Consider the following 20,044-nt stretch of genomic DNA (forward strand, 5'->3'; position numbering starts at 1 on the left):
CGCTGGCGGTTTGGTTGCAGCGTTGCGCAGCGATGTCCACCGTGCCGCACGACGCGGCGCGGATCAGCCGGCAGCGTGCGGCGCGGCGCCTGTGCGACGCCGCCATGCATTGCGCAACACGGCAGCCAGCACCGCCAGCCCCGCCCCACCGAGCAGACCGGCGGCCCAGGCGGTGACGGCACTGGGAAACGCCTGCTGCTCGGGCACGTACAACGGCCATGCCAGCGAGGTCTGATAGGTGTAGCGCGTGGTCAGCCGGGCAATGAGATCGTCGCGCTCGCTCTTCAATGCGCGCACGGTGGTGTTGCTGTCGGTCAGCAGCACGCCTGCCAGAACCTGGGCGGGCGTGGCCGCAGCGGCGCCCTGCCCGGCCTGCACCTGCTGCTGCAGTTGATCGCGGTTGCGGGTTGCCGCGCGCAGATCGTCGGTCAGGCCTTGCAGGCGCGTACGCGCCAGTTCAAGCGCAACCGCATTGGTGTCGCCGTGCAGGCCCTGCAATGCGCTCACCGTCGCCAACGCCAGACTGCGCGCCTGCGCGGACGATTCGGCCCGGATGGTCACGCCGATCAGATTGGCATACGGGTCAGGGTCCGGCTTGAGGCTGCCGCGATACAACTGCGCGCCGCGGCTTTTCAGCGGTACGCCGGCCTGGCGCAGCACCGCATCCTGGAACAACCGCGTCTTCATGCGGTCGATCACGCGCTGGAACGGTTCGACCTTGGGATCGCGCCCGGCCGGCGTGGGGCCGATTTCGCCGACCTGGATCCAGGCGGTGGCTTCCCACTGCGGCCTGGCCAGGCGGGTGAAGGCGAACGTCAGTGCAAGCACCACCACCAGCGCAGCCAGCGCCCAGCGCCATTCGCGACGCAGGATGCGCCACAGGTCGATCAGATAGATGTCGTCGTGTTGAGTCATGGTGCACCGGCTCTGGAACAGGGTGAAAACGAAGCTGCCGCGTATTACGCAGCAGCGTTGGGAGCGGCATTGCGGGTGGGCAACAACACCGTGCAGGCATGCAACACCAGGCACAGCGCGATGAAGCCGAAGTTGGTCCAGGTGAAGGCCTGCGGCGCGAACGGCGACATCAGGCAGGCATAGGCGATGCGCAGGAAGATCAACACATGGAAGATCGACAGGCAGCTGTTGAGCAAGCGCACGCTCCACAACAGGCCGGCATACAACGCCAGCAGCGCCAGCAACGCACCGGGTGCGCCCCAGGCCATCAGGAACGGAAAGAACTCGGTCCCCACATTGATGTTGGGCGCATCCAGCGGGATGCTGGTGCCGGCGGTGGCGATCGAGCCACTGAACGGCACCAGCTGATTGACCAGGAAGCTGGCATTGACGTAACCCTTGGCCAGGATCGCGCCGAAGTTGTACGGCCCGGCGCTGATGTACAGCAATAACCACTGCACGCCCTGCGGCATGGCGCGATACAAGGCACTGAACGGCAGGGCGACCGTGGCCAGCGAGCCGGAACGCAGTGCGCCGAGGATGGAAAACACCCCGCCGCCAGCCAGCACCAGCAGGCCGATGGTCTTCCATGGCAGTCGACGTGCCGGGTCGCGGCGCAACAGCATCACCAGCACGAACGAAAACAGGCCGGCAAAGATGCGGTTGCGGTCGATCACCACGATCGGAAACACGAATCCCAGCGTCACCATCGCCACGCGCAGCCCGCGATGACGCACGCACAGCAGCGCGATCGGCGGCAGGATCCAGCACATGTTGGAGATGTGCCGCACATGCGCGCGCAGCGGGCTCAAAGTGGCATACGAGGACGGATCGCTGAACAGCGGAATCGGAAACAGCACCACATCCACGATGCAGAACAGCGTCACCGCCGCCGCCAGCGCCATCACAAGGAAGGCGTCGCGGGTGCCGGCGTAACGGTAGGCGCGAAAGCGCTCCACCGCAGGCAGCTGCACGCGCAGCACGGCGTCCAGCACACAGGTCGCGGCGGCGGCGACGGCCAGCAGCGCGATGCCGTCCGCATAGCCGCCGGGCAAGCTGTAGGTCAGCAGCGTCAGCGCGCAACTGAGCAGCATCGGCAGTGCCAGATAGGTCGCCGGCCGGCGTAGCAGCGTGCTCATGCCGGTTTTACTGCGCCGCGCGCCTGCCCGGGCCGCCACCTGGCTGGCAGCGACGACCAGGCATAGGCGAGCAGATGCCCGATCACCCTGTGCGGCCGGCGCTGCAGGAACGCCACCTTGGCCGCGATGTAGTGCGACTGCGCGTGCAGCAAGCTGCGCTCGGGCGCGTCAAACAACGCCGCACAGCGCATCGCCACCTGACGCGACTCGCTCAAATTGGCAATCCGCGCCCGCACGTCCACGGTCTTGCTGAGATTGCTGCCATGCAACCGATACGCGCACACCGGCACGTCGACAAAGCCCAGCGCATCACGCGCGGCCAGGCGCAGAAAAAAGTCCCAGTCTTCGATCCGCAGCGACTCGTCCCAGCCGGCGCGCGCATCGAAGGCACTGCGGCGCAGCAACGCCACTGCGCCACTGACTGCCCACTGCTGGATCACCGCGCGGCAGATGCCGGACTCAGAGCGGTACAGATCCACATCCACCCGATGCAGGTCGCGCATGGCGCTGCCATGCAGCAGTCGCCCATGCTGATCGACCACGCAGGCATCGCCGATCACCGCCAGTTTCTGCGGATGCGCACGCAGGTAGCGCACCTGCGCATCCAGCCCGCCGGCCAGCAGATAATCATCGCTTGCGCCCAGCCGCAGGTACTCGCCGCGCGCACGCAGCGCCAGCTCGTTGAGCGTGGCCGCCACCCCACGATTGGCGCGCTGTACGAACTGCACCGGCAGCCGATGGCCATGGCTGGCGATCCACTGCGCAATCTTCTCGCCGGTCGCGTCGCTGGAGCCATCGTCGATGATGACCAGCTCCTTGCACGGGTACGGGTCCTCCAGCACGCTGTCCAGGCAGCGTTGCACGAAACGCTCGTGGTTGAAGGCCGGAATCAGCACCGACACTAGCGGCCAGCGTGCGCGCCCGAGGGGTTGGGTGGAATCGCTCATGCCGGCTGCACCAGATAGCGCCGCACCACCACGATGTTGAACAGCAGATACAGCACGTAGTTGGCGACGAAGGCATACATCGCACCGATCAGCCCCCATTGCGCGGTGAACAGATACACCAGCGCCAGATAGCTGGCGGCAAACACGCATTCGGAGATCACGAACAGCCGCGTCATCGCCTTGGCCAGCATCACGTACGACAGCACGAAGGCGGCGATCTTGATCACATCGCCCAGCAGTTGGGGGGCATACAGCGGGGTGGCCTGGGCAAACCGGGCGTCAAACAACAGCCAGGTCAGCCAATCGCGACACAGGTAGACGCCCAGCGCCATCACGATCACCGCCGGCAGCACATGGCGATACGCGGCCCGCAGCTCGCGCCCGAGTGCTGCGCGCTCCTGCAGCGATGCCAGCTTGGGCAGGTAATACACGTTGATCGCAGTCGTGAAGAACAGCAGATACGCATCCGACACCCGGCTCACCGCCTGCCAGTACCCCACCTGCTGCCAGCCGAACTGCAGCGCCAAATGGTCGCGCACCAGCATGGCCACCAGCTGCGGCACCAGCGTGGAGGTCAGTGTCATCACCGAGAACGTCGCCAGCCTGCGCGTCATCTGCGCATCGAAGCGCATGCGCAACATCTCGCGTCGAAAATAACCGCTGCGCCGCAGCGCCGGCACGCCGGCCAGCAACCACAGCACCTGACCCAGTACCAGCGCCAGCAAGGCGCCCTGCAGCTGTGCCCGGCTGGACAGCCATGCCACCAGTGCCGTGCTCAGCACCGCACCGCTGACCTGCACGAATGCCAGGCGGCGCACGTCCATGAAGCCGTTGATCACCGCCAGGATGTAGTTGACCGGTGCGATGCCCACCTGCGCCACCGCCACCACACAGATCAGCGGCCGGTACGCCGCATCGCCAAGCAGGCGCTCGGCGATGGCGCCACTGAACAGCAACACCAGCACCGCCATCACGCAGGCCGCGCAGAACGCGTACCACAGCGCCGCGCTGAGCAGACGTGCCAGCGCAGCCGTATCGTCGCGATACTCGGCCACGTACTTGACGATGCCGGCACTGATGCCGCCGCCTGCCAGCACCGCCAGCACCGACATCAGATTGAGGAACTGGCCCAGCCGGCCGACCCCTTGCGGGCCGGCGTAGACCGCCACCACTTTCACCACCACCAGCGCGGCCAGCAGCTTGGCCAGCGTCGCAACGCCGGTGTAGACGCTGCTGCGCACGACATTCATGCGGGGGTGCCAAACGACTGGCATGCGGCAATCACGCGCGCAACCGACGCATCGTCCAGCGCAGGCCCCATCGGCAGGCTCAGTACCTCGCGGTGCAGCCGCTCGCTTACCGGCAGGCAGGCATCGCCCAAGGTGGTGTAAGCCGGCTGCCGGTGCGGCGGCACCGGGTAATGGATCTGGGTATGGATGCCCGAGCGCAGCAGATGCGCCTGCAAGGCATCGCGCTGGGCGCTGCGCACCACGAACAGATGCCAGACGTGCTGCGCTTCAGCTACCACCGTCGGCAAGGTGATCAGGGGGTTGTCGATGCCGTGCAGGTAGCGCTGCGCCACTGCGCGGCGACGGGCGATCTCATCGTCCAGATAGCCCAGCTTGACCCGCAGGAACGCCGCCTGCATCTCGTCCAGCCGCGAATTCACGCCCTGGCAGAGGTGGTGATACTTCACCTGCGAACCGTAGTTGCGCAGCGCACGGATGCGCTCGGCCAGGCGCGCATCCGAGGTCACCACTGCGCCGCCGTCGCCGAGTGCGCCCAGGTTCTTGGTCGGGAAAAAACTGAACGCTGCCGCGTCGCCAAAGGCGCCGGCACGTCGCCCGTTCGCACTGGCACCATGCGCCTGCGCGGCATCTTCGATCAGCAGCAGCCCGTAGCGATGCGCCAGCGTCTGTAGCGCCGCCACATCCACCAACTGCCCGTACAGATGCACCGCCATGATGGCGCGCGTGCGCGGGCCGATCGCCTTCTCCACACTGGCCGGGTCGATGTTGAAGGTCGCAGGGTCCGGCTCCACCGGCACCAGCACCAGGTGGTTCTGACTGATCGCAAGAAAGGTGGCGATGAAGGTATTGGCGGGCACGATGATTTCGTCGCCCTCGCGCAACACGCCCAGCTCGCGATAGCCGCGCAGGATCAGCGACAACGCATCCAGCCCGTTGCCCACACCCACCGTCTGCGCGGCGCCGCAGTAGCTGGCGAATTCCTCCTCGAAGGCGGCCAGCTCTTGTCCAAGCACATACCAGCCGGCATCGATCACCCGCGCCGCAGCGACCTTCAGCTCATCCGCATAGCGCGCGTTGACCGCGCGTAAATCCAAGAACGGCACATCCATTACAGCATCCACCGATAAAAATCCTGTACCACGGCGCGCGCGCCGAAGCGTTCCTTTTGTTCGACCAGACCGTCATTGAGTACCTGGCCAGCCTGTTCGGTCGAAATACCGAAGCTGAAGTAATGGCGCTGCGCATACACCTGGGTGATCAGTTCGGCCAACAGCAGGCTCAGCGCATCCAGCTGGCGACCGCGCGCGGAGACCGCCAGATACTGGGTATGCACGCTGCGACCGAAATCCAGCACCAGCGCTGCCGCCAACAGCTCGCCTTCGGCACGCGCCTCATGCAGCACGATCTGCTGCGGAAACCGGCGTTGCAGCAATTGCAGCTCGTCCAGCCGATGGGTTGGCGCCACGTGATGGCGCTGCAATACCTGGGTCAGCAGGGCATGAAATTCGTCGAGCCCGGTACCGACCTGAATCTGCACACCGGCCTTGCGCGCCTTGACCAGCGACCGTCGACGTTCGGCGCTGAACGCAAACGGCTCGCGCAATGCAATCGCCGACGACAGATCGCGCCGGTACAGCTGCGCGCCCACGCGATGCAAGGCATAGAGATCTTCTTCGGCCGGATACGCATGAAAGATATGCGGCACCGGCTTGTACACGAGCTCGCGTACCCCATGCGCGCGATAGTGCGCGGCGATCTGTTCGAAGACCTGCAAGGTGGCGCCCGCGCGCAAGGCCCTGGACGACAGCAGGCCCGCATAGGTCAGACCGGCGTGGCTGCTGACGCAGTCGCCGTCCACGCTCGCCGGCAACACCGCCACCACCTCACCACCGCGCTCGATCAGCAACGACGCATCCACGAAGCGGTCGGCGTGATAGTCCATGTAGCCGCGCCGATGCAACACATTGCCATTGCGCGAGGACGCCACCAACGCATCCCAGGCAGGCGCATCGCTGGGCAGATACGGCCTAACCGAAAACATGGCGCCCCTGCAGATCCGGCGGCAACGCGGCATCGGCCAGGCCGAAGCCGGCCTGCCCCATCGCATTGCCGTTGTAGAACATCAACACCCGATCATGCTGCTGGATCAAGGCCGGGTAACAGAGTGTCTGCGCATCCCAGCCCTGCTCGGACAGCTGCAGCCCCAGCTGACTGTCATCGCGCTGCCACTGCACACCGTCGCGACTGGATGCGAAACCCGGGAAATAACCGCCGTGCGTATCGCCGCGGGTGAAATACATCAGATAGCGATCGCCCAGGCGATACACGCGTGGACGGCCGATGCGGTATTCGTCGCCCTGCGGACGCAGGCACACCGCGTCGTCGGCAGGGATGCAACGCAGATCGTCGGTCTCCGCATAGCGAATGTGGTAGCGCGGATACGGCTGGCCGCCGATGCTTTCCCAATCGTCGCCCACCGCGTACCACAGCCGCCACCGCCCATCCTCGAAACGTGCCGAATGCACCGCGGCAATCGTGCTGCGCCCGGGCGCGCGATCCAGCAGCGGTGTGTCCTGCACGCGTTGGAAACGCTCGCCACCATCGCGGGACAGCGCAAGCCCGGTGAAGGCCAGGAACTTGGCCTTGGCCACGCGCTGGAAGCCGACATAGAACATGTACAGCCCATCCGGCCCGGCCACCACATCGCCGAGAATCATGCCGTTGTCGTCGAAACAGCCAGCGCGGCCGATGTCCAGCACCGGCTGCGAGCTGACACCGACGATCTGCGTCGGTGCGTCGGCGCGCACGTCCACATAGCCGATCCGGCTCACGCCCTGCGCATCGCGAAAGCCCGCATAGACACGCAGCACCTGCGCAGACAACCGATAGGGCGTCGGCGTCAGCGCGGCGTGCTGCATCCAGCCGCCCACGCCATCGCGTGCGACGTCGAACACCAGGCCGCGCTTGGTCCAGGCAAACATGCTCACAGCTCCACGTCGAAGCTGGATCTGCTGGCCACCGCGCGCGCCGGCGAGCCGACGTAGACACGCTCGGCATCGGTATGCCGGGTCACCAGCGCACCGGCGCCGATGATGTTGTCGGCGGCGATGCGCACCTTGTCGCTGAGCGTGGCGTTGACACCGATGAAGCTGCCGCGCCCGATCTCGCAATAGCCGGAAATCACCGCGTGCGAGGCGATGAAGACATTGTCCTGCACCACGGTGCGGTGGCCGATATGGTTGCCGCTCCACAGGATGCAGTTGTCGCCGATGCGGGTGAACGGCTGGATCACGTTGCCTTCGAACAGGAAACAGTTGGCGCCGATCTGCGCATTGCGCCAGACGAACGCACGCGAGCTGACATAGCTGGCGCAGCGATAGCCACGCCGCAGCATGTCCTGGAAAAAGCGCGTCCGCAGGCGATTGAGCTGCGTGGCGGGGATGGCGACGAAGACCTCGTACTGCTCGGGCGGATAGCGCTGTTCGAGCTCCTCGTAGGCCACCACTGGCAGTTCGGCCAGCGTGGGCCGCAACAGGAAGTCGCGCTCCACGCTGAAGGCCACCACGGTGTAGTCGCTGTCGTGCTGAAAATACTCGCAGGCGATCTGCGCAAATTCGCCTGCGCCCACGATCACCAGGGGCTTGTGCACGCTCATGCTTCCAACCTGCGTGCGTCCAGACCGCTGCCAGCGCGCACTTCGCTGAGGAACTGGTCGTAATCGAGAATGTAGTCGGCGGGATCGTAGAACTGGTCGGCCAGCACCATCAGTACGCAGTCGGGGCTGAAGCGATGCAGGTCGCGCCACACCATGCGGCCGAGCAGCAGGCCCTGCGATGGATCGTCCAGCACCACTTCCTGCTGGCCGTGGCCGTCGCCCTGATCCAGCAGGATCGTCACCGAGCCATGCAATGCCACGGCCAGCTGGTTGAGCCGCCGGTGTGCATGCTGTCCACGATGGACGCCGTTGCGGGTGCCGAACAGGTAATACACACGACGTATCTCGAACGGGACGTTGCGCTGCTGCTCCAATGAGATGAGCAGCCCGCGATCGTCGCCGTGGGTATGCAACTGGATGCGTTCGATGGCCATGATCGGAAGGGCGTAACCGCTGACTGCACGTAGTGCGACATGCCTGAGTGCGCCGGCATGCGCGAAAGGTTGCGCGGCGTCACGGCGCTGCGAACCCAGGTGCGCGCAAGCGCAGTCGCTGCCGCCAACACCGTGCCCAGGCACGTCATCACTGCACGGCGATGCAACCTTTCAGCGGCCGCACCGCACATATCGGTGCACGTTCACGTGGCCGCAGCTCGGCCGGCGTGGGGAGCCAGGCCTGGCAGCGCATCGCGCACTGCCGGATCCAACGACACCAGCGCAGGACACCGATCGATGAGTTCATCCCCCCACGCGCCCGATGCGGTTGCAGCCGACAGTGCCAGTGCGCTGCCGGAGCAGGCCGCACTGCCGGCGCGCGTCATTCCGCTGCCCAGACCGATGCGCGTATTGCACTGGCTGACGGTGTTCTGCCTGGCCATGGCAGCCACGCTGATCCTGCTGCGCGCCGAGCTGGAAGGACGCGCCCTGCGGCAGTGGCTGATGGAAGGCCATCGCCACTTCGGTTTGATGGTGCTGCTGCTGTTCGTCCTGCGGGTGGGCCTGCGCATCCGCCTGCGCGCGTTGCCGCCTGGCCCGCCATCGCCGCTGCCGATGCGGCTGGCTGCAGGCGCCACCCACCTCGCGCTGTACGGCTTGATGGTCGCGTTGCCACTGATCGGCTGGTCGTTGAGCAACGCCTACGCCAAACCGGTCTATCTGTTCGGACTGACGCTGCCCAATCTGGTTGCGCCGGATGAAGACCTGGCCGACACCCTGAGCACCTGGCACTTGAATGCCGCCTGGGTGTTGCTGGCCTTGGTGATCGCGCATATCGGCGCCGCCCTCTGGCACCACCTGGTGTTGCGCGATGGCCTGCTGCACCGCGTGCTGCCGGGAAAACGCCGATGAGCTCCGCCGTGTTGCCCGCTGTCCCCCGCTCCCGCAGCTCCGACCTCCGTACCGTCGAACAAGGACTTTCCATGCCTACTCCCCAGCCCGCTCCGCGTCGCACCACTGCCACGCGCACCGCCTCCCTGACCTCCTTGTTGTGCGTGTCCGGCCCATTGTTGCTGCTGGCCAGCACCCAGGCGCAGGCGATTCCCTCGTTCGCACGCCAGACCGGTTCGTCGTGCGCGGACTGTCATGTCGGCTCCTACGGTCCGTCGCTAACGCCGTACGGCATGCGCTTCAAGCTCGGCGGCTTCACCGACACCGACGGCAACGGCACCAAGATCCCGGCCTCCGGTCAGGTCACCTGGACCCGGCGCAATCCCAGCCGCGGCGACAGCAGCGCACGCATCAACGAAGCGGACCTGTATCTGGCCGGACGGGTCAACGACCACGTCGGCGGTTACTCCAAGATCCGCTCCAACAACGGCGGCAACGACACCTTCAGTACCCAGCTGGACGATGTGGATCTGCGCTTTGTCAGCAAGCCGTTCCAGCTGGCCGGCAAGGACGCGATGGTCGGCGTCAGCGTCAACAACAATCCCGGCGTGTCCGATCCGATCCAGGTGCTGCCCAATGCATCGACGTTGAGCCCGGTGTCCAATGCCGGCTCGGCCAGCATGCTCAGCTCGTCGGCGCTGTCCAACCGCGTGATCGGCGCCACCGTGTATGGCCTGTTCGACCGCAACTGGTACGGCGAAGTCGGCAGCTACAGCGCACTGTCCACCGACGCGCAGGACCACCTGGGCTGGAACCCCAACGGCGACCCGGGCAAGCTCAGCGACACCGGCTATGCGCGCCTTGCCTATATGAAGGACATGAAGCGGCAGTTCTTCTCGGCCGGCCTGACCGCCATGACCACCCGCCGCCAGCGGCTGCGCAGCGGCGGCCCCAGCGATGACCTCACCGATCTGGGCTACGACCTGACCTATCAGTTCCTCGGCACCCGCGAGCACGTGCTGTCGCTGGCCTACGTCAACATCTACGAGCGCCGCAAATACGGCAGCCCGCTGCTGCCGACCGACCCCAGCATGTCCCCGCGCGATCGCGGCAGCGTGCGCGATCAGAACATCAGCATGAACTACGCGTTCAAGCAGACCTACGGCGTGCTGGCGGCGCATCTGATCAACAGCGGCTCGTTCGACGTGGCGCGTTATCAGCCCTACGGCATCCCCGACACCACCGCCAATCTGATCCTGCTGTACTGGACCCCGTTCGGCAAGGAAGGCACCTACACCACCAACGCAAACGTGCGGTTCGCGGCCACCTGGTTCCGTTTCGACAAGTTCAACGGCAGCACCACCAATGTGTTCGGTGGCGGCATTCCGATCACCAACCCGCGCGATCTCGACAGTTTCGCGCTGTCGGTCAATGTCTCGTTCTGATTCCTCCGCACGCGTAAGGACCCCCATGAAGTCATTCCACAAGACCCTGTTGTGCGCACCGCTGGCCGGCCTGCTGCTGGCCGGCGCATTGTTTGCCTCACCCGCGCGCGCGGCCGACGGCAAAGGCGTTTTCATGACCGAATGCGCCGAATGCCACAGCGCCGCCCAGGGCAAGAACAAGAAGGGCCCGTCCATGTTCGGCGTGGCCGGGCGCCCGGCCGCCAGCCTGGCCGACTACAGCAATTACTCCGATGCGCTCAAGGCCAGCAAGTGGCAGTGGACGCCGGCCCAGCTCAAGACCTATCTGTCGCAGTCCTCCTCCAAGGCCTTGCCGGGCACCAAGATGAAGTACGAAGGGCTGGAGGATCCAAAGGAGCTCGACGCGCTGATCGCCTACCTCAACACCCTGCACTGATCGCCACCGGCGCGCTGGCGCCAGCGCTGCCGGTCGGCATCCGGGAGCGCGATCGCCGACCCAGACCGGCGCAGGTGCGCGTTGCCTGTGCCGGTTCCTTCGCGTATACGAACGGAACAGCCGCCGTCGCAGCGGTCTCGCCTGGCGCGATCGGTCACTATCGCGCCCCCGTTCCATGTAGACGCTCACCCCATTGCCGAATGCCTTGACTGCCAGGCCTTACCCGCTCAGGACGCGACGCAGCTGCGCCTGCAACGGGCAGCCGTGGATCGCGAGCGGCTACTGGGCGGGCAGGCGACGCTGCAGGCAGGCCCGGGCCAGCCGACGCCACCCCGCATTGCGCCACTGCCTGCTGCTGGCGCTGGTCCTGGTCACATGCAATGCCATGGCCGGCACGGTCGGCGGCGCGGTGGCGGTGACCTCGCAATTGATCGACCGCGGCATCTCGATCGCCCCCAACAAGGCCACCCTGCAGACCGCCGGCTACTGGCTGCCCGCGCCCGGCTGGTCGGTCTCCACATCGGTCGCGCTGCAATCGCCCTCGCTGAGCAAGCCGGTGGCGGTGACCGCCCAGGCCGCACGCGCCTGGATGCTGGGCGACCGCTGGCAGATGCAGGCCAGCGCGCTGTATTACGGCTACCCGACCAACCAGGCCACGCGCACCTTCGACCGTCGGGAGGCCAGCCTGGCCTGGTCCTATCGCGACGTCCTGACCTTTTCGGTGTCGACCTTCAATTTTCCGCGTGTCGACCAGTCGCCGTGGAATATCGCCATCGACGTCACCGCCAACATCCCGCTGCGCGCCGACCTCAGCCTGACGGTCGGCGCCGGCTCGTCGCGCTTTCCGGCGATGGCCTACGGTGCCGCCCGGTCCGGCCGTTATCAGTACGGGCAATTCGGCCTGCGCTGGAGTCGGGACCGATGGACGCTGAAGCTGGAACGCATCGTCACCAGCGACACCACCCCACGCCTGCAGGGCGGCCCCGGCGAAACGCCCTGGCTGGGCACCGCGTCGGTCACGTTCTGATTCCCACGCAACCTTTCGCCCGCCAGCGGGCACTGACATGCGTCCTAAGCCGTGCCTGCCTTGATGAATGATTCCGACACCCTGGGTGATGCCACCGATCGCATGCTGCTGCGCCGCATGGCGGCGGGCGATCGCGCCGCGTTGTCCACCATGTACACCAGCTATCACGGCCGGCTGTGCCGCTTCCTGTCGCGCCTGACCCGGCGCCCGGACATCATCGAGGAAGCCATCAACGACTGTTTCTGGATCGCCTGGCAAAAGGCCGGCGACTTCCGCGGCGATTCGCAGGTCTCGACCTGGATCATGGGCATTGCCTATCGCTGCGGCCTCAAATGCCTGCGCCAGCATGACGGCGACGCCATCGACGATACCGCGGTGGTGGAAGACCACGCCCCCAGCGCCGACGACAACGACGACCGCGAGCTGCGCGACTGGCTCGACAAGGGCATGCAACGGCTGTCGCCGGACCAGCGCCTGGTGATCGAACTGGTCTATGGCGTCGGCCACAAGCTGGAAGAAGTCGCCGAGATCATGCAGTGCCCGGTGGGCACCATCAAAGCCCGGCTGTTCCATGCACGGGTCAAATTACGCAATGTGCTGCCCGGCCTGGCCGGCGGCGCCCCCTATACGGAGACCATGCAATGAAGACGTTTTTCATCGCGCCTGGCAAGGAATGCTCGCACGCCTGGGAATTGATGCCCGCGGTCCTGCTCGACAGCGCCACCGAGGAAGAGAACACCTGGCTGATCGCGCACGTGGCCAGGTGCGCCTCGTGCAGTGCCGAGTTTGCCCAGCAGAACCGCCTGCGCCAGGCACTGGCGCTGCCGTCGGCGGTGAAGCTGGACGCCGATGCCGGCCTGCAGCGCCTGCTCGGCCGCCTGGATGCGCCGGAGCAGGCCAGCGCGCCAGCGCCGCCTGCAGCACGCCGCTCCGGTAGCTGGACGGTGCGCGCCCTGGCCGCCGCCGCGCTGGTGCAGGCGATCGGCCTGGGCGTCATGGGCGTCAGGCTGGCCTCGCCGGCGCCCTCGCACGACTACCGCACGCTCAGCAGCGCCGCCGCCCTGCCGGTGCCGCAAGGCGCCATCCGGGTGGTGCCGGACGCCAAGATGACCGTGGCCGACTGGGACCGCCTGCTGCATGCGCAGCAGTTGCAGGTGATCGGCGGGCCCAACGACATGGGCGCCTACACCGTGGTGCCGACCGCACCGCAACCGCCGGCCCAGCCGCATCAGACCGTGCAACAGCTGCGCGCCAACCCGGGCATCCGCATGGCCGAGATCGTGTCCGCCCCATGAAGCGCATGCTCGCCATCGGCATCATCGCCGCGTGCCTCGGCCTTGGCACGCACGCCAGCGTGCAGGCCGCAGCGCAGGAGCCGGCGCATGCCGCCGCCAGCGGCAGTACGCCGCCGCCAGCCGATGGGCATACACCCGACAGCAGCCGCGACATCCTGCTGGCAGTGGCCAACCCGCTCAGCGCGCCGCCGGCCCGCGCCGGTTCCAGCCTGATCGGCTACGCCTCCAGCTATTACGGCGCCGGTCAAAAGGCCGCCGTGCGTATGGAAGCCATCAAGCAGCGCTACAAGCTGCGCGAAGTGGCCGGCTGGCCGATTACCTCGCTGGGTTTGTACTGTGCCGTGTTGCAGCCACCGCCGGGCGTCTCGCGCGACGAGCTGGTCAGCGCGCTGGCCGACGACGAAGGCGTGGAACTGGTGCAACCGGTGCAGGATTTCTCGGTGTTTTCCGCCGACGCATCGGAAAAGACCACCGCACTGTCCGGCTACAACGACCCGTACGTGGATCTGCAGCGCGGCTTCATCGCCACCGATGCGGCCAGCGCGCAGACCGTCACCCAGGGCCGCGGCGTGGTGGTGGCGGTGGTGGATACCGGTGTGGACACCACGCATGCCGACCTGAAGGCGCGCATCCGCGATGTGCACGATCTGGTCGACGACTCGCCGGTAATGACCAGCAGCGACTCGCACGGCACCGAAGTGGCCGGCATCATCGCCGCCGGCAGCAACAACCATCAAGGCATCGTCGGCATGGCGCCCAAGGCCATGTTGAGCATCTACAAGGCGTGCTGGTATGCGCCCACCGTCGGCGCCACCGCACGCTGCAACACCTTCACCCTGGCCAAGGCGCTGGCGGCGATCAACAACAGCTCCGCGCGCGTGATCAACCTGAGCCTGGGCGGCCCGGCCGACCCGCTGCTGAACAAGATGCTGCAGCACCTAGTGCAGCAAGGCCGCATCGTGGTGGCCGCGATGCCGCCCAACGGGCGGCTGGACGGCTTTCCCAACGATGTGCCGGGCGTGCTGGTGGTGCGCAGCAGCAGCCCCACCGCGGCCATGCCCGGCGTGCTCAGCGCCCCCGGCAAGGACATCCTGACCACCCAGCCGAACGGCCGCTACGACTTTACCTCCGGCTCGTCGATGGCCACCGCGCATGTCAGCGGCATGGTCGCGTTGCTGTTGTCGCTGTCGCCCTCGCTGGACGCCACGGCATTGCGCGAGCTGATGCAGCGCACCAGCAAGATCTCCGACGGCCAGTTGCAGGTCAACGCCGGTGCCGCCGTGCAGGCACTGGCGCCTCCCGCCAGACATTCCAACTGACGACACCGGCATGGCCAAGTGGATTCCCTTGTGGCTGCATCAACTCAGCTCGCCACCTACTTTTTATCGCTTCGCCGGACGCGTGCGTCCGTGGGTGTTGGGCCTGGCGCTACTGCTTGCCGCGGTGGCCGCCTACGGTGGGCTGGTGCTGGCGCCGCCGGATTATCAGCAGCACGACGCCTACCGCATCATCTTCATCCACGTCCCCAGCGCCTGGATGAGCCTTTTCATCTACGCGACGATGGGCGTGGCGGCGTTCATCGCGCTGGTATGGCGGATCAAGCTGGCCGAGGTGGTGACCATGGCCTCGGCGCCGATCGGCGCGGCCTTCACTTTCATCACCTTGTGCACCGGCGCGCTGTGGGGCAAGCCGATGTGGGGCACCTGGTGGACCTGGGATGCGCGGCTGACCTCCGAGTTGCTGCTGCTGTTTCTGTATCTGGGCGTGCTCGGCCTGTACCACGCAGTGGAAGAGCGCCGTCAGGCGATGCGTGCGGCCGGGTTGCTGGCGCTGGTAGGCCTGGTGAATCTGCCGATCGTGCATTACTCGGTGGTGTGGTGGAACACGCTGCACCAGGGCTCCACCGTGCGCCTGCTCGGCCCCTCCACGATGAGCGCGGACATGCTGTGGCCGCTGCTGACGATGACGCTGGCCACCAAGTGCTACTACATGGCCAGCCTGTTCGGCCGCGTGCGTGTGGACCTGCTCGCACTGGAAAGCGGCAAGGACTGGGCGCGCCGCATCGTGTTGACGGAGCGCACCGCATGAGGACCCTGCTGGCGATGGGCGGTTACGGGCAATACGTGTGGACCGCGTACGCCGTGTTCGTGCTGGTGCTGCTGGCCGATCTGGCATCGCCTTGGTTGCGTCGTCGCCGCCTGCCGCGCGAGCTGCGCGGCCAGCTGCAACGGCAAACGCCGCGGCGCACACGCGAGTTGTCGGCAACCGCGCCGCTGGAGCGTGACGCCCCATGAATGCTACCCGCAAACAACGCTTGTGGCTGGTGCTCGGCGCACTCGCCGCCGCCGCATTGGCGGTCACGCTGATCGTGCTTGCGCTGCAGCGGAACATGAGCTACCTGTTCACACCCAGCCAGGTGCATGCCGGCGCAGCGGCCAGCTACCGGCAATTCCGCCTCGGCGGCATGGTCAAGGCCGGCTCGATCCAGCGCGCAACCGATAGCCTGAAAGTCAACTTCACCGTGATCGACAAGCATGCCGCGACGCAGGTCGAATACACCGGCATTCTTCCGGACCTGTTTCGCGACAACCAATCGGTGATCGCCAACGGACGCATGCAGGGCGGGCGCTTCGTCGCCAACGAAGTGCTGGCCAAGCACGACGAAACCTACATGCCGAAAGAATTGAAGGACGCGATGGCCGAAGGCCATGTCGGCAAGCCGATTCCCGCCGCCGCAGCGCCGCTGTCTGCGCCGCGCTGATGCGGCGCGCACGCTGTTCTTCCCCTCGATGGTCCTTCTTCGCTGCAACGATGCGATTCGCCCATGACGCCTGAACTCGGCCAGATCGCACTGATCCTGGCGTTACTGCTCTCGCTTGCCCAGGGCGTACTGCCGTTGATCGGCGCATGGCGCCGCAGTAGCGCGTTGATGGGCATTGCGCGGCCTGCCGCGATCGGTCAGGCGCTGTTCGTGTGGATGGCGTTCGGCCTGCTCGCCTGGTCGCTGCTGTCGCTGGATTTTTCGGTGCGCTATGTCGCCGACAACGCCAATATCGCCCTGCCCTGGTACTACCGCTTCGCCGCAGTGTGGGGAGCGCACGAAGGTTCGTTGCTGCTGTGGATCGCGATCCTGTCGACCTGGACGGTGTTGCTGGCCGCCTTCAGCCGGCATCTGCCGCAGCATTTCGCCGCGCGCGTGCTGGCGGTCTTGGGGCTGGTTTCGGTGGGCTTTCTGGCCTTCATCCTGCTGACCTCCAATCCGTTCGGGCGGCTGTCGCCGATTCCGCTGGATGGCAACGAACTCAATCCGGTGCTGCAGGACCCGGGCATGACCTTTCACCCGCCGGTGCTGTACACCGGCTATGTCGGCTTCTCGGTGGCGTTCGCGTTTGCGGTGGCGGCATTGCTGGGCGGCGAACTGGAACAGGCCTGGGTGCGCTGGGCACGGCCGTGGACCAATGTGGCCTGGGCCTGCCTCACCGCCGGCATCGTCGCCGGCAGCTGGTGGGCATACGCGGAACTGGGCTGGGGCGGCTGGTGGTTCTGGGACCCGGTGGAAAACGCCAGTTTCATGCCGTGGCTGGTCGGCACCGCGCTGATCCACACCCAGGCGGTCACCGAAAAACGCGGCAGCCTGCGCGCCTGGACCATCCTGTTGTCGATCCTGGCGTTCTCGCTGTCGTTGCTGGGCACCTTCCTGGTGCGCTCGGGCGTGCTGACCTCGGTGCATGCGTTCGCCGCCGACCCGCGCCGCGGCCTGTACATCCTGATCTTCCTGATCGCCGTGGTCGGCGGCTCATTGCTGCTGTACGCCTTGCGCGCACCGAAGATCGCCAGTGGCAAACCGTTTGCCGCCGCCTCGCGCGAGACCGCAATGTTGATCGGCAATCTGCTGCTCACCGTGGCCGCCGCGATGGTATTGCTGGGCACCTTGTTTCCACTGGTGGCCGATGCCTTCGGCCTGGGCAAGGTGTCGGTGGGGCCGCCCTACTTCGGCTTGCTGTTCCCGCTGCTGATGTTGCCGGTGATGCTGTTGCTGCCGTTCGGCGCATACCTGCGTTGGGGCAAGGCCGAGGCGGCGCCGTTGCAGGCACTGGGCACGCGCGCCGGCATCGCCGCGATCGCCTGTGCGGTGGTCGGCAGCCTGTTTGCCGATGGCCAACCCAAGGCGATTGCAGGGATCGGCGTCGCCGCATGGGTGGCGGCCGGCACCGCGCTGTACATGCACAAGCGCTGGCGCGAGATGCCGCGCGGCCGGCGTTTTCCGGCGGAAATGGCCGGCATGCTGCTCGCGCATGCGGGCGTGGCGGTGTTCGTGGCCGGCGTGCTGGTGTCCGAAAGCCTGTCGGTCGAACGCGACGTGCGGCTGTCGCCCGGGCAGACCGCCGAGATCGCCGGTTACGCCTTCCGCTTCGATGGCGTGCAACTGATCGACGGGCCGAACTGGAAGGCCGAACAAGGCAGCGTGCAGGTCAGCCGCGACGGCCAGGTGGTTGCGCAACTGCATCCGCAAAAGCGCCTGTACAGCAGCGAGCGCATCCAGACCGAATCGGCGATCGACCCCGGCATCACCCGCGACCTGTATGTCGCGCTCGGCGAGCCGCTGGACGATGAGCACATCGAATACGACTGGACGCTGCGGCTGTACTACAAACCCTTCATCCGCTGGATCTGGGCCGGCGGCCTGCTGATGATGCTGGGCGGATTCGTCAGCGCCTGTGCCCGCCGTTTCCGGGCGCCGGCTCTCGCCACGACGGCGGCCATGGCACCGCTACACGGCACCAGTGTCACTGCACAGGAATCGCACGCATGAACCGTCTGCTGCCCTTGCTGGGTTTCCTGTTGCTGGCGGCGCTGTTCGGCTTCGGCATCTACTGGACGATGCAGCACAACCCGCGCGAGGTGCCCTCGCCGTTGATCGGCAGGCCGGCGCCGGCGTTCTCGCTGCCGCGGCTGGATCGGCCCGAGCAACGCGTCAACCGCGATCAGCTGCTGGGCAGGCCCTACGTGCTCAATGTATTCGGCAGCTGGTGCGCCGAGTGCGTGCACGAACATCCGCTGCTGATGGCCCGCGCCAGCCGGCTCGGGGTGCCGTTGATCGGCTACAACTACAAGGACGCACCCACCGAGGCCAGGGCCTGGCTTGCGCAACATGGCAATCCGTATGCGTTGGTGATCGCCGATGAAGCCGGCCAGACCGCGATCGATTTCGGCGTCTACGGCGCGCCGGAAAGTTTCCTGATCGATGCGCAAGGCGTGGTCCGCTACAAGCACATCGGCGTGCTCACGCCCGAGGTCATCGACGACGAGCTGCTGCCCGCCATCGCCGCACTGCCCAAGGGCATGCGGTGATGGCGGCGCGCGGCGCGTGGCGCTGGTACTGGCGCATGCAGGGCCGGCAACTGCGTCTGCTGCTGGTGCTGCTGCTTGGCGTGCTGCTTGCGCCGCCGCTGGCAGCGCAGGCAGTGGACCCCTTGCCGTTCAAGAACCGCAGCGACGAAGCGCGTTATCAGCGCCTGACCGCGCAGCTGCGCTGCCTGGTCTGCCAGAACGAGAACCTGGCCGACTCCAACGCCACGCTGGCGCGCGACCTGCGCCACCAGGTATTCGCGCAACTGCAGGCCGGCAGGAGCGATGCGCAGATCAAGCAGTACATGGTCGATCGCTATTCGGATTTCGTGCTGTACGACCCGCCGGTCAAGCGCGGCACCTGGCTGCTGTGGTTCGGTCCGTTGCTGCTGCTGGGTGCCGGTGCGGGCGTGGTGATCCATACGGTGCGCAAACGCGCGCGCGCCGGCACACCGGTGGCGCCGCAGGCCGGGGAAGAATGGTGATGACGGGTTTCTATCTCGCAAGCGCCGCGCTGGTGGGCGTCGCCTTGCTGTCGTTGCTGGTGCCGTTGCTGCGCCAGCCGACGCGTAATGGCAACGCACGCTACACCTTGCCGATTCTGCTGGTGCTCGGCCTGCCGATCGCCACGGCCGCTCTGTATCGGCTGGTCGGCGCGCCGGATGCGATCGCACGGCGTGTGTACGCAACGGCGCAGCCCCTGGCGCAACCGGCAGCCGCGCCTCCATCCACCGCCGCGGGTGAGCACGCCGGGTCCGCCAACGGCGCCGACACTGCGCAGGAGCAGGCACTGGAAGCGTGGATGCAGCAAGCTAAAACGCACGAGCAGGACAACCGCCCGGCCGACGCGCGCGAGGCCTATGCGCAAGCGCTCAAAATCGCGCCAGACCTCAGCGCCGCCATCGTCGGCTGGGTGGCTGCGGACATGGCCACGCGCAGTGATTTCGCCATCGACGCCGCCTCACGCGCCCGCCTGCAACGGGTGGTCGCACGCGAGCCGGATCATCAACGCGGCCTGTGGCTGCTGGGCATCAGCGACTTTCAGCAGCAGGACTACCGCGCCGCCAGCGCGCACTGGCGCCATCTGCATGGCTTGCTCGACGCCGGCTCGCCGATGCAGAAAGCGGTGGCCGACAAGATCGCCGTGGCCGAAGCGCTGGCAAGCGCGCGGCAATCCGGGCGCGCAGCGCCCTGAAGCCAACCGCGCAGGCTGCATCCGTATTCAAAGACACCACGACGCCAG

The 20,044-nt window shown here is 66.6% G+C and carries 23 protein-coding genes; 14 read left to right on the plus strand and 9 right to left on the minus strand.

From position 1 onward, the window contains the following. Positions 1-63: 63 nt before the first annotated feature. The 9 genes from XaplCFBP3123_RS00420 to XaplCFBP3123_RS00460 are packed head-to-tail and all read right to left on the minus strand — an operon-like array spanning position 64 to position 8,379. A complete protein-coding gene (locus tag XaplCFBP3123_RS00420) occupies positions 64-915 on the minus strand; it encodes a Wzz/FepE/Etk N-terminal domain-containing protein (RefSeq protein WP_104532332.1) in 852 nt (283 codons plus the stop codon). A 44-nt stretch (positions 916-959) separates the two neighbouring features. After that, positions 960-2,093: a hypothetical protein gene (locus XaplCFBP3123_RS00425; RefSeq protein WP_104532333.1), complete on the minus strand. Its 1,134-nt coding sequence runs from the start codon at positions 2,091-2,093 to the stop codon at positions 960-962. After that, the gene (locus XaplCFBP3123_RS00430; protein ID WP_104532334.1) at positions 2,090-3,040 is read right to left on the minus strand and encodes a glycosyltransferase; all 951 of its coding nucleotides are present in this window, start codon (positions 3,038-3,040) and stop codon (positions 2,090-2,092) included. Before XaplCFBP3123_RS00430 ends, XaplCFBP3123_RS00425 begins: the two co-directional genes overlap by 4 nt. Beyond that, complete coding sequence (locus XaplCFBP3123_RS00435) at positions 3,037-4,290, minus strand: O-antigen translocase (protein ID WP_104532335.1); 1,254 nt, start codon at positions 4,288-4,290, stop codon at positions 3,037-3,039. Before XaplCFBP3123_RS00435 ends, XaplCFBP3123_RS00430 begins: the two co-directional genes overlap by 4 nt. After that, entirely contained in the window at positions 4,287-5,399 is a 1,113-nt protein-coding gene (locus XaplCFBP3123_RS00440; RefSeq protein ID WP_104532336.1) for a DegT/DnrJ/EryC1/StrS family aminotransferase, read from the minus strand. Before XaplCFBP3123_RS00440 ends, XaplCFBP3123_RS00435 begins: the two co-directional genes overlap by 4 nt. Further along, entirely contained in the window at positions 5,399-6,310 is a 912-nt protein-coding gene (locus XaplCFBP3123_RS00445; RefSeq protein WP_104533213.1) for a GNAT family N-acetyltransferase, read from the minus strand. The genes XaplCFBP3123_RS00440 and XaplCFBP3123_RS00445 overlap by 1 nt, the downstream gene beginning before the upstream one ends. 7 nt (positions 6,311-6,317) lie before the next feature. Continuing rightward, a complete protein-coding gene (locus XaplCFBP3123_RS00450) occupies positions 6,318-7,271 on the minus strand; it encodes a hypothetical protein (RefSeq protein ID WP_104532337.1) in 954 nt (317 codons plus the stop codon). A 2-nt stretch (positions 7,272-7,273) separates the two neighbouring features. Next, positions 7,274-7,945 (minus strand): acetyltransferase, encoded by a 672-nt coding sequence (locus XaplCFBP3123_RS00455; RefSeq protein WP_104532338.1) that lies wholly within the window; start codon positions 7,943-7,945, stop codon positions 7,274-7,276. Continuing rightward, positions 7,942-8,379: a sugar 3,4-ketoisomerase gene (locus XaplCFBP3123_RS00460; RefSeq protein ID WP_016902088.1), complete on the minus strand. Its 438-nt coding sequence runs from the start codon at positions 8,377-8,379 to the stop codon at positions 7,942-7,944. The genes XaplCFBP3123_RS00455 and XaplCFBP3123_RS00460 overlap by 4 nt, the downstream gene beginning before the upstream one ends. A 297-nt stretch (positions 8,380-8,676) precedes the next feature. On the opposite strand from XaplCFBP3123_RS00460, the gene XaplCFBP3123_RS00465 reads away from it, so the two are divergent. The 14 genes from XaplCFBP3123_RS00465 to XaplCFBP3123_RS00530 all read left to right on the plus strand — a co-directional run bounded on the left by XaplCFBP3123_RS00465 (position 8,677) and on the right by XaplCFBP3123_RS00530 (position 19,996). Further along, positions 8,677-9,291: a cytochrome b gene (locus tag XaplCFBP3123_RS00465; protein ID WP_016902089.1), complete on the plus strand. Its 615-nt coding sequence runs from the start codon at positions 8,677-8,679 to the stop codon at positions 9,289-9,291. Between the two features lie 71 nt (positions 9,292-9,362). Then, a complete protein-coding gene (locus XaplCFBP3123_RS00470; RefSeq protein ID WP_104532339.1) occupies positions 9,363-10,715 on the plus strand; it encodes a cytochrome C in 1,353 nt (450 codons plus the stop codon). Positions 10,716-10,740: 25 nt separating this feature from the next. Beyond that, positions 10,741-11,130: a c-type cytochrome gene (locus XaplCFBP3123_RS00475; protein ID WP_172453025.1), complete on the plus strand. Its 390-nt coding sequence runs from the start codon at positions 10,741-10,743 to the stop codon at positions 11,128-11,130. A 337-nt stretch (positions 11,131-11,467) separates the two neighbouring features. After that, the gene (locus XaplCFBP3123_RS00480; RefSeq protein WP_253254108.1) at positions 11,468-12,157 is read left to right on the plus strand and encodes a hypothetical protein; all 690 of its coding nucleotides are present in this window, start codon (positions 11,468-11,470) and stop codon (positions 12,155-12,157) included. A 63-nt stretch (positions 12,158-12,220) separates the two neighbouring features. Further along, positions 12,221-12,802, plus strand: coding sequence for a sigma-70 family RNA polymerase sigma factor (locus XaplCFBP3123_RS00485; RefSeq protein ID WP_104532340.1), 582 nt, complete (start codon positions 12,221-12,223; stop codon positions 12,800-12,802). Continuing rightward, positions 12,799-13,452, plus strand: a complete 654-nt coding sequence (locus XaplCFBP3123_RS00490) for a zf-HC2 domain-containing protein (protein WP_172453026.1) — start codon at positions 12,799-12,801, stop codon at positions 13,450-13,452. The genes XaplCFBP3123_RS00485 and XaplCFBP3123_RS00490 overlap by 4 nt, the downstream gene beginning before the upstream one ends. Further along, complete coding sequence (locus tag XaplCFBP3123_RS00495) at positions 13,449-14,771, plus strand: S8 family serine peptidase (RefSeq protein WP_104532342.1); 1,323 nt, start codon at positions 13,449-13,451, stop codon at positions 14,769-14,771. The genes XaplCFBP3123_RS00490 and XaplCFBP3123_RS00495 overlap by 4 nt, the downstream gene beginning before the upstream one ends. A 10-nt stretch (positions 14,772-14,781) precedes the next feature. Next, positions 14,782-15,540, plus strand: coding sequence for a heme ABC transporter permease CcmC (gene ccmC / locus XaplCFBP3123_RS00500; protein ID WP_104532343.1), 759 nt, complete (start codon positions 14,782-14,784; stop codon positions 15,538-15,540). After that, positions 15,537-15,746: a heme exporter protein CcmD gene (ccmD, locus tag XaplCFBP3123_RS00505; RefSeq protein ID WP_104532344.1), complete on the plus strand. Its 210-nt coding sequence runs from the start codon at positions 15,537-15,539 to the stop codon at positions 15,744-15,746. The genes ccmC and ccmD overlap by 4 nt, the downstream gene beginning before the upstream one ends. Continuing rightward, positions 15,743-16,213 carry a cytochrome c maturation protein CcmE gene (gene ccmE / locus XaplCFBP3123_RS00510; RefSeq protein WP_104532345.1) on the plus strand — a complete coding sequence of 157 codons (471 nt, stop codon included), beginning with the start codon at positions 15,743-15,745 and terminating at the stop codon, positions 16,211-16,213. The genes ccmD and ccmE overlap by 4 nt, the downstream gene beginning before the upstream one ends. 63 nt (positions 16,214-16,276) lie before the next feature. Next, positions 16,277-18,265 (plus strand): heme lyase CcmF/NrfE family subunit, encoded by a 1,989-nt coding sequence (locus XaplCFBP3123_RS00515; RefSeq protein WP_104532346.1) that lies wholly within the window; start codon positions 16,277-16,279, stop codon positions 18,263-18,265. Beyond that, positions 18,262-18,804: a DsbE family thiol:disulfide interchange protein gene (locus XaplCFBP3123_RS00520; RefSeq protein WP_104532347.1), complete on the plus strand. Its 543-nt coding sequence runs from the start codon at positions 18,262-18,264 to the stop codon at positions 18,802-18,804. Before XaplCFBP3123_RS00515 ends, XaplCFBP3123_RS00520 begins: the two co-directional genes overlap by 4 nt. Beyond that, on the plus strand, positions 18,804-19,286 hold the full coding sequence (locus tag XaplCFBP3123_RS00525; RefSeq protein ID WP_104532348.1) for a cytochrome c-type biogenesis protein: 483 nt from the start codon (positions 18,804-18,806) through the stop codon (positions 19,284-19,286). Before XaplCFBP3123_RS00520 ends, XaplCFBP3123_RS00525 begins: the two co-directional genes overlap by 1 nt. Next, positions 19,280-19,996: a tetratricopeptide repeat protein gene (locus XaplCFBP3123_RS00530; protein ID WP_104532349.1), complete on the plus strand. Its 717-nt coding sequence runs from the start codon at positions 19,280-19,282 to the stop codon at positions 19,994-19,996. The genes XaplCFBP3123_RS00525 and XaplCFBP3123_RS00530 overlap by 7 nt, the downstream gene beginning before the upstream one ends. The last annotated feature ends 48 nt before the right edge of the window (positions 19,997-20,044 follow it).

It is taken from the genome of Xanthomonas arboricola pv. populi, from assembly GCF_002939945.1.
In the GTDB taxonomy this organism is placed as follows: domain Bacteria; phylum Pseudomonadota; class Gammaproteobacteria; order Xanthomonadales; family Xanthomonadaceae; genus Xanthomonas; species Xanthomonas arboricola_A.